Origin of the sequence: Geobacillus sp. E263, assembly GCF_007197795.1 — a bacterium.
GTDB classification, from domain to species: domain Bacteria; phylum Bacillota; class Bacilli; order Bacillales; family Anoxybacillaceae; genus Parageobacillus_B; species Parageobacillus_B toebii.
The window spans coordinates 3087219-3102473 of record NZ_CP041632.1 but is presented as its reverse complement, the minus strand read 5'-3'; the positions used below and the strand labels follow the sequence as shown (position 1 = coordinate 3102473).

The window sequence follows — 15255 nt, the reverse complement described above, 5'->3', positions numbered from 1 at the left end:
CTATGAGGAATTGAAACTTATACGAAATGTCATCATTGAAAAGATCTCGCCCGTTTTTATCTTACCTATGAGGAATTGAAACTCAAGATTCCAGAACGGTCATGGCTGCGGTCCGGGTTTTTATCTTACCTATGAGGAATTGAAACATGTGACGGGTGAGGATGAGGTCGCCAATGGCACATTTGACGTGATTGCAAGATGGCATGTGGGGTTAAAAAATTATGTGATAGAGTGAAAAAGAGCATTCCAGAAGGAGTGCTCTTTTTTTGGTTTAACTATTAGCTTTTATTTCATTTTCTAACTCTTCAATTTCTAAACGCCATTTATCTCGTGTACTATACAAAATTTCACACACAAATTTTGAAAAGGAATCTTTATTTTGATTTATCTCTTGCTCTAACTCTTTTAGATCCGCTTTTAATTTTTCAACTACTTCTTTTTTTTCGTCGATAGATATATATTCGTAAATTTTTCTCATGAAATACTACTCTCCTTTCTCCCTGAAGAATTGATTAGAGTTAAAGTATTAACCAAGTAATAGTTCTTGCAATTGCGTCAGCAATAGATAGTTAGTAAGTAGACGGTACGCCTGCTGATCGTAATAAGGAATTTAATTTAGTTTTAATTGTACTTTGAGTTAAATCACTTGCATCATCAATCCAATCTTCTAACTGATTTAAAGCTTTTATAACTTTAGATTTATTTTTAGTGAAGTATGATGCTGTATCTTTATCAAACCATTTTATTATATAGTTTAAAACACTACCGCCCTTATCGATGGCAACTTTTATAGTTTGAATAGCAAGTTTAACCATGAACCCTTTAGCTCCATATGGTTGAACCTCAGATTCAATTGAACTTTGTGCGCTTAGTGAACTTGGTGAATATGTAGTTTCAGATTTTTCTTTTTGAACAACTGGCGAAGGAGGTAGATTAGACGCTGCTTTTGCTGAAGTATTCCCCAACATGGAGAAAGATGAAAAGGCAATAACCCCTGCTAGAACTCCACAAAATAGTTTTTTCAACATACAAACATCTCCTTTTATTACATATTTTTGGCTCTTCACCACAAGTTGTACTTGATCATTTAAGGTAGGTGTGCATAGAGGGTACAAAAAATGCGAATTTTCCTGTATGGTAAAGGTGACCAAACCAAACCATGGAGGGAAATTGGCATGTACTCTCAGTTTATCAAAGAACTCATCGATTTACCAGATGTTTTGATTCAAAAGGTGCGAAAAGAAGGGGAACGTTGGATTTTCGAACTTTCTCTACCCGAACAATGCCCGTTATGTCCTGTCTGCTTGAAGCGCACGATCAAAATGACAGACAAAAAGAAGCAATGGATGCATGGCTATGCTCAGCGAATCGGAATTTTTGGATCGAACTTCCTGTCGAGCGCAGACGTTGTAGCACGTGTGGCGTGACGTTCAGCACGTCGTATCCAGCCATCTCTCCTCGAAGTGTGGCGACGGATGCGTTTCAGCGATGGGTCGCGCAATCTTGCATCGGAACATCCATTCAGGCGGTGGCTCGTATGCTCAAGCTTCCTTACACGACCGTTGAACGATGGTTTTATACCCATGCCCCTTCCTTCCTATCGAATGACGTCCAACCAAAGGCGGTTTGTGTCGATGAGTTTGCTTTTCGAAAAGGGCACGACTATGGAGTGGCGATCATGGATGCCGAAACGGGAGAAGTGTATGCCATGGAAGCAGGAAAGAACGAGGAAGCCATTGGGCGTGCATTGGCTCATGTATCTCGTTCCGTTCAGTATGTCGTGAGTGACTTGGCTCCAGCGATGAAAAAAGCGATTCAACGGGTTTGCCCAGAGGCGACACATGTCGTCGACTATTTCCATGTCATTCAGCTGTTTACCGATGCGTTAGAACGTTGTCGCAAATATTTGGGCAAAGGAGGAGGTATCCTGAATTTTTCAGCCCCCCTTTAAAAAAACGGCTTCTCAGATTGGCGTATAACGCGTCTTCAATTTTATATACGGAAGAGAAAAAGCGTCTCTATAGGGCATTTATGGCTTTTTAAAACGTATCCCCTTTTGTTCAATCAAAATTTTGCTATATTTTTTCCCTGATCATTTCTTCTGTTGCTCCAATAAATGCTTGGCAAAGCTTTCAACGGTATATTTTGACCAGTATGGCGTTCCGGCTACTACTAAGTCTTCCTTTGGAAACTTTCCTCTTTTGCGGTAAACAGCAATCTTGTTTTGTGGAAAATGAATTCCTTTATCCTCCAGATAACGTGCAAAATCACTTTGGGTGTAATAGTCCTGGGAGTCTCTAACGATCGAGAAGTTAGGGTTTTTAATCAAATACGTTTCGTTTCTGAAAAACTCCACAATTAGTTGCAACGCAAATTCCAGCCATTCATCTTCAAGGTGCGTTTTTATCTTACCTATGAGGAATTGAAACTATTCCCTTCTTCAAAGTTCCCAAACACATAGTCTGCTGCGTTTTTATCTTACCTATGAGGAATTGAAACCCGTGTGGGTGACAAATACCCAAGAAAAGGAAAACCCGTTTTTATCTTACCTATGAGGAATTGAAACTACACCGCCGATTTGACAAGGCCTAGCGTTGAAACGAGTTTTTATCTTACCTATGAGGAATTGAAACGCTGGAACGTTTCCCCTTGACACTCACAAGACGCTAGTTTTTATCTTACCTATGAGGAATTGAAACAATGACAAGTATTTTTATATGGATGAATTGAAGAAGGCGTTTTTATCTTACCTATGAGGAATTGAAACGACCAAGACGAAAAGGGTGTACACATTCTGCACACCCCGTTTTTATCTTACCTATGAGGAATTGAAACAAAGTTGAAGATGTTGCTGAAGCTGTGGGTGTAGCGTTTTTATCTTACCTATGAGGAATTGAAACAACTTGATAGCTCCCTACACCAAGAACGGAAAGAACAGTTTTTATCTTACCTATGAGGAATTGAAACGACAACAAGCGCAGCAAAAACAAGCGCAACAGCAAGTTTTTATCTTACCTATGAGGAATTGAAACTTGGCTGTCACACCATTCAATGTCGCGCCTTTCAGCGTTTTTATCTTACCTATGAGGAATTGAAACTGGTCTGAACGAGCAACGGTTGTGGCACTACCATTGTTTTTATCTTACCTATGAGGAATTGAAACTGGTTACGCAATACGGTTTCGATAATTTTCTATTCATGTTTTTATCTTACCTATGAGGAATTGAAACCAGCCGGCGCAAGAGGAAATGATTGTTCCGGAATTGTTTTTATCTTACCTATGAGGAATTGAAACAATGTTGAGCTTCCGTCTGGAGAATGTTTCATCAGTGTTTTTATCTTACCTATGAGGAATTGAAACATGCTTTCAACAATCCAATCACTGTCTGGGCCGTGGCCGTTTTTATCTTACCTATGAGGAATTGAAACCCGTTTTCTAATTTCTTTTCCATTGTTTTCGATAACGTTTTTATCTTACCTATGAGGAATTGAAACCTGGTTGGTTGTTAAGGGTTGAGCGTTCCGAGTTAAAGTTTTTATCTTACCTATGAGGAATTGAAACTCTAGCGGCTTTGGATTGTCTGGATTATACCAGACAGTTTTTATCTTACCTATGAGGAATTGAAACTGCCACGATGGCTGGCGATTCCTGACCAGTCGTGTGGATCGATATGCGAATTTGATATTTGAATGCTTGTCACAGTCGGACAAATTCATGAATGGAAGTGATCATCCGGCAAATGATCCAAGAAGGCCTGGAAGAAGGGATCAAACTTGGCCGGATGAACCGGGAAATTCGCTTGTGCTTACCGCTAGCGATGAATAAACACTGGAGGTGAAAAGATGAACATTTATGAAGTGTTCCATCTGATTCAAAACAAAGACAACATAGACAAACTGGACGAAATTTTTTGTCGATGGTACTTTCAAACGTGAGTGATCACGACGAATGTGAAAGAAGAAGTCAAGAAAGCGGCCGTCGAAATGATGCAGATGGGTGAAGCAACATTGTGTTCATACATCCAGAAGATGTATGACATCAAATCGTGAACATTATGGACAGATTAAGTTTTTATCGCACCTACGAGTAATTGCGTAGTGTTCCGGCAGCTTTCCCTGCACCATGTCAATATCACGTTCTAACCGATAGGCGCATTCTCGTTTTTCTCTAGCATAATGCTAGTGGAGAAACGAGTTTTTTTTATTGCACTTTTATTGTGTGCATGTTCTAATAGTGATTGATGGGAATTAGGAAGAGATTGATTTCATTGGCAGAGGATATATTCGAAGCAAGGAGTGGGGGCTGATGGAGAAAGAGGCGATCATCTGCTTTGAGCGGGTGACGAAGGAATACGATGGGTTAGTCGTGCTCGATGATGTCAGTTTTGAGATTGAGCGCGGGAAGTTTTATACCTTACTCGGGCCGTCGGGATGCGGGAAGACAACGATTCTGCGTTTGATCGCGGGGTTTACGGAGCCGACGGAAGGAACGATTTATTTTCACGGAAAGCCGGTAAATCATGTACCTGCGAATAAGCGGCAAGTGAATACGGTGTTTCAGGATTATGCTTTGTTTCCGCATTTGAACGTGTTTGAAAACGTGGCGTTTGGTTTGCGGATTAAAAAGAAAAAGCGCTCGGAAATTGAGGAAAAAGTAAAGCAGGCGCTTCGGTTTGTGAATTTAGAAGGATACGAGAATCGCAGTATTCAAGAAATGTCCGGAGGCCAGCGGCAGCGAGTGGCGATTGCGCGCGCGATTGTCAACGAACCAGAAGTGCTTCTGCTTGATGAGCCGCTGTCGGCGCTTGATTTAAAGCTGCGCACGGAAATGCAATATGAGCTTCGCGAACTGCAGCGAAGCTTAGGGATTACGTTTATTTTTGTCACACATGACCAAGAAGAGGCGCTGGCGATGTCGGACCAAATTTTTGTGCTCAATAAGGGGAAAATCCAGCAAAGCGGCACACCGAAAGACATTTACGATGAGCCGATTAATCGGTTTGTCGCTGATTTTATCGGTGAATCGAACATCTTGCGAGGCACGATGATTGAAGATTACCTTGTCGAATTCGCTGGGAAGCGGTTTACGTGCGTGGACAAAGGATTTCGCCCGAACGAGCCAGTCGATATTGTCATCCGTCCGGAAGATTTGGACATTACGACAAAAGATCAAGGAAAGCTCCAAGTGCGCGTCGATTCGCTATTGTTCCGAGGTGTACATTACGAGTTGTGCTGCTATGACGAAGATGGGAATGAATGGCTCGTCCATTCGACGAAAAAAGCGGAAGTAGGAGAAGAAATCGGGCTTTATTTTGACCCAGAGGACATTCATGTCATGCGCATCAGCGAAGATGATGGTGAGAGATCCGATGAAAAATAGTGTACGTAATGTTTACTTATTTCCATATGTAATATGGATTGGGCTATTTGTCGTTGCGCCGATTTTATTAATTTTGTATTATTCATTTTTTGACATTGACGGGAATTGGACGTTTGCCAATTATAAAACGTTTTTTACGCCGATTTATTTAAAAATGGCGGCAAGTTCGGTTTGGTACGCGTTTTTGATTACGCTATTTTCGTTGCTTGTCGCGTATCCGACCGCGTACTTGTTGACGAAGACGAAGCATAAACAGCTTTGGCTTTTGCTTATTATTTTGCCGACATGGGTGAATTTGCTTTTAAAAGTGTACGCGTTTCTCGGCATTTTTGGCACGTACGGATTGGCAAACGCGATTTTAGAAACGGTTGGAATCGGCAAGAAACAAATTTTGTTTACCGATTTTAGTTTTGTGTTCGTGTCGGTATACATTTTTATCCCGTTTATGATCCTGCCGATTTTTAACTCGCTGGAGGAGCTGAACCCAACGCTCGTTGACGCGGCGCGCGATCTTGGCGCTTCGGCTTGGACGACGTTTCGTCGCGTTGTTTTTCCGCTGACGTTAGACGGGGTGAAAGCAGGATGTCAAGCGGTATTTATTCCGTCGTTATCGCTCTTTATGATTACGCGTTTAGTTGCGGGGAACCGCGTTATTACGCTCGGTACGGCGATTGAGCAACATTTTCTTGTCACACAAAACTGGGGCATGGGCTCAACGATTGCGGTGTTTTTAATTATCGCGATGGCTATTGTCGTCATTGCGACAGGAAATCGGAAGTGAGGGTGAGGCGATGCGAGGCAATAAAAAGTGGGCGAACGCGTATTTAGTGTTCGTGTTTCTCATTTTGTACGCCCCGATTATTTATTTAATTTACTATTCGTTTAATAGCGGCGGAACGATGCATAATTTCGAAGGGTTTACGCTGGAATGGTATAAAGAGGTGATCGGTGATACCCGTTTATGGATTATCGTGTTAAATACACTGACGATTGCCCTTTTGTCTGCGGCGGTTTCCACCATTCTTGGCGTGTTGGGAGCGCTCGCGATTTATTATGTGAAAAAGCGGCAAATAAAACAGCTGCTTTTAACGTTGAATAACGTCTTGATCGTCAGCCCCGATGTCATTATCGGCGCCTCATTTCTCATTTTGTTTACGATTATCGGCATTCAGCTCGGTTTTACATCGGTGCTGCTGTCGCATATCGCGTTTAGCGTTCCGATCGTCGTGTTGATGGTGCTTCCAAAATTGCAGGAAATGAGTCCGACACTAATTGATGCGGCTCGCGATTTAGGGGCGAATCAATGGGATGTGCTGACGAAAGTAATATTGCCGTTTATTACCCCTGGTATTTTCGCTGGTTTTTTCATGGCATTGACGTATTCGCTTGATGACTTCGCAGTGACGTTTTTTGTGACAGGCAACGGTTTTTCGACACTATCGGTGGAAATTTACTCACGGGCGCGCCAAGGTATTTCGCTGTCGATTAACGCATTATCGACATTGTTATTTTTGTTTACGGTTGTGCTGGTGATTGGCTACTACTTTATTAGCCAGAAAAGCAGCTCCTTATACGGAATGAGGGGGCGACGAAAATGAGAAAGCTTATATCATTGTTTGCGGCCGTTTTTTTCGCCTCGTTTGTACTGCTTTACGTATCTTCCCAGCTGAATAAAGCGGAAGGATATTCTGGAGAAAATACGTTGACAGTGTATAACTGGGGCGATTACATCGATCCTGAGCTTATTAAAAAGTTCGAAAAGCAGACGGGCATAAAAGTCATCTACCAAACGTTTGATTCCAATGAAGCGATGATGGCGAAAATTGCCCAAGGCGGTACGACGTTTGATGTTGCCGTTCCTTCTGAATATGCGATCAGTAAAATGAAAGAAGATGGATTGCTTATTCCGCTCGACCATTCAAAACTGCCGAATTTAAAATATATCAATCCGCGCTTTTTGAATTTATCATTTGATCCAGGCAACAAGTATTCCGTCCCGTATTTTTGGGGGACGGTCGGCATCGTCTATAATCCGGAAATGCTTGGCGGAAAAAAAATCACGAGCTGGAACGATTTATGGGACAAGGATCTGCGCAATCAAATTTTGTTGGTTGACGGCGCGCGTGAAGTGATTGGCATGGGGCTCAACAGTCTGCATTATTCGCTAAATGACACGAATAAGAAACACTTGCAGGAAGCGAAGGAAAAGCTGGACCGCCTCACCCCGAACGTCAAAGCGATTGTCGGTGATGAGATTAAAATGCTTTTGGTGAATGAAGAAGCGGCAATCGGGGTTGTTTGGTCAGGTGATGCGGCGGAGATCATTGCGGAAAATGACAAGCTCGATTATGTTGTGCCGAAAGAAGGATCAAATTTATGGTTCGATAATATGGTGATTCCGAAAACCGCGAAAAATATCGAAGGAGCACATCAATTTATTAACTTTATGCTTGATCCGAAAAACGCTGCGCAAAACGCGGAGTATGTCGGCTATTCGACGCCAAATGAGAAGGCGCTGGATTATATGCCAAAAGAGATTACGGAAGATAAACGGTTTTATCCGGACTTTCACTCGATCGGGAATTTGGAAGTGTACGAGAATTTAGGCAAGCGGATGTTGGCGTATTATAATGAACTGTTTTTGCAGTTTAAAATGCATCGGAAATAAGGAAAGGGAGACTGAGAGAATTGAAGCAGTTTAAAAAGGCGTGGCTTGCGTTTTTGACTGTTGTTTTGTTTCTGGCAGGAAAACTGAAGTGGGTGCTGGCGATTTTTAAGTTTTTAAAATTCAGTTCTCTCATTTCCTTATTTATTTCGATCGGCGCATATGCGCTTGTATACGGATGGAAGTTTGCGGTGGCGCTCGTGTATTTGCTTTATCTTAATTAGGCGAGAAGACTCCCACTTCAACGAAGCGAAGCGGAGTAAGTGGGAGAGGAATCGCCTTAATTATATTTTGCTGAAAATAGGATAGATTCAGTAAAATATAGTATCATATAGTTAGATGGGAGGTGAAAAAATGTATTTTTGTATCAAACAACAGCTAAATGGTTTGACCAAAGAAGAATACTTGACTCTTCGAGAACTGTGCCATATTGCCAAGAACATGTACAACGTCGGATTGTACAATGTCAGACAATACTATTTTGAACACAAGGAATTTCTTAATTATGAGAAAAACTATCATCTTGCAAAAACGAACGAAAACTATAAGCTGTTGAACAGCAACATGGCACAGCAAATTTTAAAAAAGGTTAATGAGGCTTTTAAATCTTTCTTTGGCTTAGTAAAACTAGCCAAACAAGGCAAATATGACTACAAGGCTATCAGTATCCCAAAATATCTTAAAAAAGATGGCTTTCATTCACTAATCATTGGTCAAATTCGTATAGACGGCAACAAATTCACGATACCGTATTCGAATCTGTATAAAAAGACTCATAAGCCTATCACGATAACGATTCCGCCTGTGTTACTGGACAAAAAGATTAAGCAGATTGAAATCATTCCTAAACATCATGCCAGGTTCTTTGAGATTCAGTACAAATATGAAATGCCTGAAGATCAAAGAGAATTAAATGACCAAAAAGCACTGGCGATTGATTTAGGAGTGAATAATCTTGCCACTTGTGTCACATCAGACGGCAGATCATTCATCATTGATGGGCGGAGATTAAAAAGTATTAATCAATGGTTTAACAAAGAAAATGCCAGACTTCAAAGCATAAAAGATAAGCAAAAAATCAAAGGCACCACTCGTAAACAGGCTTTGCTTGCTATGAATCGCAATAATAAAGTGAATGATTATATCAACAAGACTTGCCGTTACATCATTAACTACTGTATTGAAAATCAAATTGGCAAACTTGTCATTGGCTATGCGGAAACATGGCAACGCAATATTAATCTAGGAAAAAAGACAAATCAAAACTTTGTCAATATTCCTCTCGGTAACATAAAAGAAAAACTAGAATATCTTTGTAAATTTTACGGCATTGAATTCTTGAAACAGGAAGAATCATATACGTCTCAAGCCAGCTTTTTTGACGGCGATGAGATTCCTGAATATAATGCCGACAATCCAAAAGAATATAAGTTCAGCGGCAAACGTATTAAGCGCGGCTTGTATCGAACAAAGTCTGGCAAACTAATTAATGCTGATGTCAATGGTGCATTAAACATCTTAAAGAAAAGTAAAGCTGTAGACCTGAGTGTCTTATGCTCTAGCGGCGAAGTGGACACGCCTCAAAGAATAAGGATTGCTTGAAGCAGTCAAACTTCTTTGGAAGCCCCCACTTCAAATTTTCGCTAGAAAATTAAGTGGGGGTAGTTCACCAGAAGAGGAACGGCAAGAAATGTATTGGCATTGGGAAGATGAGATCGAACGCAAAGAGATGGAGCTGCGGCGAGGAAAAACATGGTACATCCCCATTTTCCAAGATGAGCAAAAACTGCAAAAGTACCGCTTGGAGCGATATGTGGAAAAATATAGTCAGTTCCTAGAAACAATACAGCGGAGCGCGATTCAGGAACAAGCTGTTTTTGATTTCATTGATGCGGCCGAAAAAGAAATCAAAGAGAGCGAAAAGGAAATAGAAAAGAAAACCGTTTACTATCGCGCCGAGGCGAAAACGAAATGGATATGGCTATGTTTATACCTTGCGCTTGCGGTCGTTCTTGCCGTGTTAACGGCGTATGGACAACAGATTATGGATGCCAATCAGTCGCTCATTTCGTAATAAAATCAAGGGTGGCCCTTTAGTTCTTTTTGGGTCACCCTCATTTTTGCTTACAACATTATACGGATTGGGCAGTCGAGTTCTTCTCTCTACTATGTATTTGAAGAACAAACCCGGCTGCTGTTACACAAAGGATACCCGCGACAATAAATATAAAAATCTTTGGAGCGAACTCCTATTTTCAATCCATTTAGTGCAGAAAGGAAAGGATTCGCATGGGGAGTAGCTGCCGTTTCAACCGGCTCTGTTGCACCATACGGAAGAAGCCCTACATCACTAGGTTGATCATGCATAAACAATCCTACAAACAATATCGTAATCAGCGCTGCCAAGGATGTAACGAGGACAACTGTTTGCCAGTTGTAAGATGAGATAATTTTTGCGAATAAAGGTAAAAAAACAAGTTGTCCTGCTGCTCCACTGGCGGAAAACACGCCTACAATCAATCCGCGCTTCTCTTTGAACCAATGATTTGCTATTACAGATCCTAAAACAGAGGAAGTTAACCCTGCCCCGAATCCTACTAAAAATCCCCATAACAATGTCATCTGCCATGTCGTTTTCATCCATACAGAAAGCCCCGTACCTATCACTAACAACGATAGGGCAATGAGCATCATTCGTTTTACGCCATATCGTTCCATAAACGCTGCTGCAAATGGTCCGCAAAGACCATATAGTGCTATATTGATAGCCAAAGGAAACGTAACTTCTGCACGGGTTTATCCAAACGATAGCTCAAAAGGAACGATGAGAACACCGGGAGTAGAACGTACGCCTGCTGAAACTAATAATGTTAAGAAGGTAATTCCAGCTACAATCCAGTAAATACGCCGCGATGTCAATGTAGTTGAAGAAGAATGATCGTTATTCATTTTAAAGAAAGCCCCCTCCTTTCCGTCATAAAGTAAACATGCGCTTGTATGGTGGCATTTGGGCCGCTTACAAGGGAGGATGGCAAAGAGACGAACAAGTGAACATCGCCTTTGTTCCTTCCTCTGTACAGTTTGCATTGTAAAAAAGAAAAGAGAAAATTAGGTGAAAAAGTATAAAAAATGCTTTCCGTAATGGAAAGCATTTTAGCAAGGGATTTTTACGATAAATTCCGATCCTTTGCCGACTTCGCTTTGTACGTGAATGTTTCCGCCATGAGCGTCGACAATCCATTTGGCGATGGACAAACCGAGTCCGTGACCGCCTTGCTGGCGTGAACGTGCTTTATCGACGCGATAGAAGCGGTCGAAAATGCGGTCAAGTGATTCAGGGGGAATGCCGATTCCGGTATCTTTGACGGAGATGGTGAGCATTCGTTGTTGTTTGAACGGTTCGACACGAAGACTTAACGTTACTTCTCCGCCGTTCGGAGTGTATTTGATCGCATTATCCAGCAAGATGTATAACAGCTGCGTCAGCTTATCGGCGTCGGCGGTAATGATGACAGATTCAGGAGAATGAAAGTCCATGCGAATATTTTTTTTCGACGCTAATTCTCCCAGTAAATGCAATGTTCGTTCCGCATGTGGTCGAAAATCAAACGTTTCTTTAACTAATTGCAGCGAGGCATGTTCCGAATCAGCACGGGCGAGCGTCAATAAATCGTTCATTAATTTTGTCATTCGTTTTATTTCTTCCCGAAGCCGATTCAGCAGTTTTTGCGTAAATTCATTTTTAGTTAGTTCTTCTTCCATCTCTAATGCTTCGACAGAAGAAAAAATGACGCTAAGCGGCGTCCGCAGTTCATGGGAGGCATCAGCAACAAATTGCCGCTGGCGATGATACGCTTCCTGAATAGGAACGAGCGCCCGTTTTGACATGAAGTAGCTTAACAACAAAGCAACGCCGATAAATAAAATGGCAAGACCGACCAAAACGATTAATAACCATTGAAATACGTTAGAAAACGAAGTCACATCCATGCCGATATATAACATGCCGATCAAATGGCCGCGAACGACGATTGGACGAGCGGCAGTTAATAGCTTTAACTCATGGGAATGAAAACGGGAAAATGGATGCATATGGGCAGGAAAATTTACTTTAATATAGGTTAGTTCATTTTCGTTTAGCGCGGCATTTTGCAGCGCTTCTAATAGAAACGGCCGCATTCTTTTGTTCACTTCATCGCCCATGAGAAGCTCGCCGTCGGTGCCGACGACATAAAAAAAGAATTGGTCTTCGCTTAAAAACACAACGTTTTCCTCATTCATCAAATCGAAATCGCTTTGTTTGATCAAAAATTGTTCAATCGCTTTTCTTTCCTGATTGGCGAGACTGGCAATCCGCCGCTCTTGGTCGTTTGTGACAATCATATAAAACAGGAAGCAGGCGATCGCGATGAATAATGTCAGAAACACCATTAAAATACCGCTATATAATGCCGTCAGGCGCCATTGCGTTCGGTGAAACATATCGGTGTTTTTTATCTTCAATAAGAAAGCGTTCCATTTACTTGTCAATTTTATATCCCACCCCGCGCACGGTTTGAATGATCTCCCCTTTTAATTTTTTCCGCAGCAATTTAATCGTCGCATCGATCGTTTTCATGGAAACATCTGCATCCCATCCCCATACGCGGTCAAGGATCGTTTCGCGCGGCACGACATGCCCTTGGTTTTGCAGAAGAAGGTCCAATACTTGAAATTCGCGTGGGGTTAAATAGATTTCTTCATTACCGTGGTAAAGGGTATGGCTTGTTCGATTTAAAACAAAGTCATGAAAGTGTACGGTTTCTTCCTGAAGCGGGACAAACGTGCGCCGTGCGAGCGCTTTTAGGCGGGCCATTAATTCATCAATTTCAAACGGTTTGACGAGATAATCGTCCGCACCGGCTTCTAATCCTTCAACACGGTCTTGGACGGCATCTTTTGCGGTTAACATGAGAATGGCGCCAGCGTAACCGTTTTTCCGCAGCCGTTTGCAAATTTCCACTCCATCTCCGTTCGGCAACATCCAGTCAAGAATCAGCACATCGTAAAAGGAGGAGAGAGCATAGTCGTACGCGTCTTCCCCTTCTTGCACCCAATCGATTTGATCCACGCCTTTTTTCTTTAACATATGCACGATTAATTCGCCTAAATAGAGATCATCTTCTGCGAGAAGAATTTTCATCTCGTTTCCTTCCTTTCTATTTTCCCCGTCTCTCTTATGAACAATCATAACAAATGACCGTGAAAAATAAATGAAAATGGGTAATTTTTCACCCTATTTTCACCTTTGCTTTTTACACTGTTTTTTGACAAGACAGAAGGAGGAATGAATAGTGAAACGAGTAAGACAAGCACATTTATGGATCGGATTGATTACATCTATTTTCTTACTGGTGGAGGCAGTAACAGGGCTTTTGCTGGCAGAGCCTTGGCTTATTGGTCAACAAGAAAGAGGCGAACATCACGCGCTGATTCTTCCAGGTGGGAATTCTGTCCCATCATCGTCATCAGAAAATATGCAGGGACTTCCTGAAAGCAGGTGGATGGAAGAAAAAGGACGGGAAGCAGGAGGGTCATTCCAGTCATTAGCTGGCATCATTCGAGGCCTGCATGAGGGAAGGATTGGGGAATTGGATGTAAGGTGGGCGATTGAGATCGCTGCTATTGGCATCATTTTGTTGACGTTATCAGGAATTTATTTATCTATTCGTCTGCTTATAGCACAGAAAAACAGCAGAAAAAAACGTGCATTGCGTATGGTAATCGAACAAGAATGACGATAAAAAATGAAAGAAAGGGGAAATGGATGATGGATCATATGAACATACCGCCATATGAACAACTACTTCCACCTGAACAGCCACGTAAAAAAAGCCGCTTTTTTTCATGGGTTGCCGCTTCGATCATAGGGGCAGTCATTGGAAGCGGGATTACGTTGTATGCAGCTCCAATGATTGGGCTTCATTCTCATTCACCGTCAACGGAGGAAACGAAAGATACGAAAGAAATGAAAGAAACAAACACTTCTAAGGAGGCGCTTCCTCTTCAACCGACGAAAAGTACGTCTAATAATGACATGGTTGCGGCAATTGAAAATGTCACGGACGCGGTCGTTGGAGTGGTCAACATTCAAAAACAGGCGGACTTTTTCTCCGATAGTGTCCAAGATCAAGAAGCAGGAACTGGTTCGGGAGTCATTTTCAAAAAAGACGGAAATACAGCATACATCGTAACAAACAACCATGTCATTGAAGGAGCGAATAAAGTAGAAGTGTCGCTTGCCGATGGGAAAAGAGTAAAAGCGGAAATCGTCGGCGTCGATCCGTTAACCGATTTAGCGGTATTAAAAATTGATGGCAGTCATGTCAAAAAAGTAGCAGTCTTTGGTGATTCTTCGAAGCTGCGCATAGGGGAACAAGTCGCGGCAATCGGCAATCCGCTCGGCTTAGATTTATCGAGAACGGTGACAGAAGGAATTGTCAGCGGAAAACGCACGATGTCCGTTTCTACTTCTGCCGGGGAATGGGAGCTAAACGTTATTCAAACAGATGCCGCGATTAACCCGGGAAACAGCGGTGGTGCATTAATTAATAGCGCCGGACAAGTGGTGGGAATTAATAGCTTAAAAATTTCTCAAACCGGAGTGGAAGGATTAGGATTTGCGATTCCAAGCGAAGATGTAAAACCGATTGTCGAGCAGTTGATGCAATACGGAAAAATAAAACGCCCATATATCGGTGTACAATTAGTTGATGTGGCCGATCTTTCTGATTCGGTGCGAAAAGAACAGCTGCACTTGCCAAGCGGTGTTGCCACAGGAGCGGCTGTAACAGCAGTAGAACCGTTCTCTCCGGCGGCGGATGCAGGAATTCAGACGAAAGATGTCATTGTGGCAGTCAATGGAGAAAAAGTGGATAGTGTCGCTGCACTGCGGAAATATTTGTACACGAAAACGAAAATCGGAGAGCGTGTGCAAATAGAGCTTTGGAGGGATGGAAGAAAGAAGACCGTGTCATTGCAACTGAGCGAGCGGAGTCAATGAGATAACTAGCCCTTCTGAATGATCCATTCAGAAGGGCTAGTTGTTTATATTGGAAAAGGAGGCTGATCTGATTCACGCTGTGAAACGGTGCCTTTGTTTTGGAAAAAAGAAGGAAATATGTAGGGAAATGTCGAAAAAATATAATATCCATCTGAAAAGTAATGAAAC

14 protein-coding genes, 3 pseudogenes and 2 CRISPR repeat arrays (1 of these 19 cut by a window edge) are annotated in these 15255 nt (G+C 42.1%); of the genes and pseudogenes, 10 read left to right on the top strand and 7 right to left on the bottom strand.

Translation table 11 applies throughout. The annotated features are described in order from the left end of the window. Window positions 1–146: a CRISPR direct-repeat array (repeat unit 30 nt; unit sequence GTTTTTATCTTACCTATGAGGAATTGAAAC) (it extends 1603 nt beyond the left edge of the window). Between the two features lie 125 nt (window positions 147–271). After that, a complete protein-coding gene (locus tag FNL97_RS15885; protein WP_055358920.1) occupies window positions 272–478 on the bottom strand; it encodes a hypothetical protein in 207 nt (68 codons plus the stop codon). A gap of 91 nt (window positions 479–569) precedes the next feature. Beyond that, a complete protein-coding gene (locus FNL97_RS15880; RefSeq protein ID WP_172713584.1) occupies window positions 570–1028 on the bottom strand; it encodes a YqxI family protein in 459 nt (152 codons plus the stop codon). A 147-nt stretch (window positions 1029–1175) separates the two neighbouring features. Between FNL97_RS15880 and FNL97_RS15875 the strand changes: the two are divergent. Next, window positions 1176–1921: pseudogene (locus FNL97_RS15875) on the top strand (transposase); the annotation flags it as partial. Between the two features lie 171 nt (window positions 1922–2092). On the opposite strand, the gene FNL97_RS15870 reads toward FNL97_RS15875, so the two are convergent. Further along, window positions 2093–2368, bottom strand: coding sequence for a hypothetical protein (locus FNL97_RS15870; protein ID WP_062678683.1), 276 nt, complete (start codon window positions 2366–2368; stop codon window positions 2093–2095). 31 nt (window positions 2369–2399) lie between these two features. Further along, window positions 2400–3628: direct repeats of the CRISPR family, unit length 30 nt; unit sequence GTTTTTATCTTACCTATGAGGAATTGAAAC. Window positions 3629–4306: 678 nt separating this feature from the next. Between FNL97_RS15870 and FNL97_RS15865 the strand changes: the two genes are divergently transcribed. The 7 genes and pseudogenes from FNL97_RS15865 to FNL97_RS15835 all read left to right on the top strand — a co-directional run bounded on the left by FNL97_RS15865 (window position 4307) and on the right by FNL97_RS15835 (window position 10119). Further along, a complete protein-coding gene (locus FNL97_RS15865; RefSeq protein WP_143416147.1) occupies window positions 4307–5380 on the top strand; it encodes an ABC transporter ATP-binding protein in 1074 nt (357 codons plus the stop codon). Then, window positions 5370–6161, top strand: a complete 792-nt coding sequence (locus FNL97_RS15860) for an ABC transporter permease (RefSeq protein ID WP_012749068.1) — start codon at window positions 5370–5372, stop codon at window positions 6159–6161. The genes FNL97_RS15865 and FNL97_RS15860 overlap by 11 nt, the downstream gene beginning before the upstream one ends. Window positions 6162–6171: 10 nt before the next feature. Then, window positions 6172–6978, top strand: coding sequence for an ABC transporter permease (locus tag FNL97_RS15855; protein WP_143416146.1), 807 nt, complete (start codon window positions 6172–6174; stop codon window positions 6976–6978). Continuing rightward, window positions 6975–8048, top strand: a complete 1074-nt coding sequence (locus FNL97_RS15850; RefSeq protein ID WP_143416145.1) for an ABC transporter substrate-binding protein — start codon at window positions 6975–6977, stop codon at window positions 8046–8048. The genes FNL97_RS15855 and FNL97_RS15850 overlap by 4 nt, the downstream gene beginning before the upstream one ends. A gap of 20 nt (window positions 8049–8068) precedes the next feature. Then, window positions 8069–8266, top strand: a pseudogene (locus FNL97_RS15845) (site-2 protease family protein); the annotation flags it as partial. A gap of 133 nt (window positions 8267–8399) precedes the next feature. Then, window positions 8400–9647, top strand: a complete 1248-nt coding sequence (locus FNL97_RS15840; protein ID WP_143416143.1) for an RNA-guided endonuclease InsQ/TnpB family protein — start codon at window positions 8400–8402, stop codon at window positions 9645–9647. An 88-nt stretch (window positions 9648–9735) separates the two neighbouring features. Beyond that, window positions 9736–10119, top strand: a complete 384-nt coding sequence (locus FNL97_RS15835) for a hypothetical protein (protein WP_205729476.1) — start codon at window positions 9736–9738, stop codon at window positions 10117–10119. 92 nt (window positions 10120–10211) lie between these two features. Here the strand turns inward: FNL97_RS15835 and FNL97_RS15830 are convergent. From FNL97_RS15830 to FNL97_RS15820, 4 genes and pseudogenes are all read right to left on the bottom strand, one after another. Beyond that, window positions 10212–10826, bottom strand: a pseudogene (locus tag FNL97_RS15830) (MFS transporter); the annotation flags it as partial. A gap of 15 nt (window positions 10827–10841) precedes the next feature. After that, window positions 10842–10994 carry a hypothetical protein gene (locus FNL97_RS18585; protein ID WP_286173406.1) on the bottom strand — a complete coding sequence of 51 codons (153 nt, stop codon included), beginning with the start codon at window positions 10992–10994 and terminating at the stop codon, window positions 10842–10844. A 204-nt stretch (window positions 10995–11198) separates the two neighbouring features. Next, the gene (locus tag FNL97_RS15825; protein WP_143416142.1) at window positions 11199–12575 is read right to left on the bottom strand and encodes a sensor histidine kinase; all 1377 of its coding nucleotides are present in this window, start codon (window positions 12573–12575) and stop codon (window positions 11199–11201) included. Beyond that, window positions 12565–13227 carry a response regulator transcription factor gene (locus FNL97_RS15820; protein WP_143416141.1) on the bottom strand — a complete coding sequence of 221 codons (663 nt, stop codon included), beginning with the start codon at window positions 13225–13227 and terminating at the stop codon, window positions 12565–12567. The genes FNL97_RS15825 and FNL97_RS15820 overlap by 11 nt, the downstream gene beginning before the upstream one ends. Window positions 13228–13378: 151 nt before the next feature. Between FNL97_RS15820 and FNL97_RS15815 the strand changes: the two genes are divergently transcribed. Beyond that, window positions 13379–13822 carry a PepSY domain-containing protein gene (locus FNL97_RS15815; protein WP_143416140.1) on the top strand — a complete coding sequence of 148 codons (444 nt, stop codon included), beginning with the start codon at window positions 13379–13381 and terminating at the stop codon, window positions 13820–13822. 41 nt (window positions 13823–13863) lie between these two features. Then, the gene (locus FNL97_RS15810) at window positions 13864–15087 is read left to right on the top strand and encodes a S1C family serine protease (protein ID WP_205729503.1); all 1224 of its coding nucleotides are present in this window, start codon (window positions 13864–13866) and stop codon (window positions 15085–15087) included. Window positions 15088–15255: the final 168 nt, after the last annotated feature.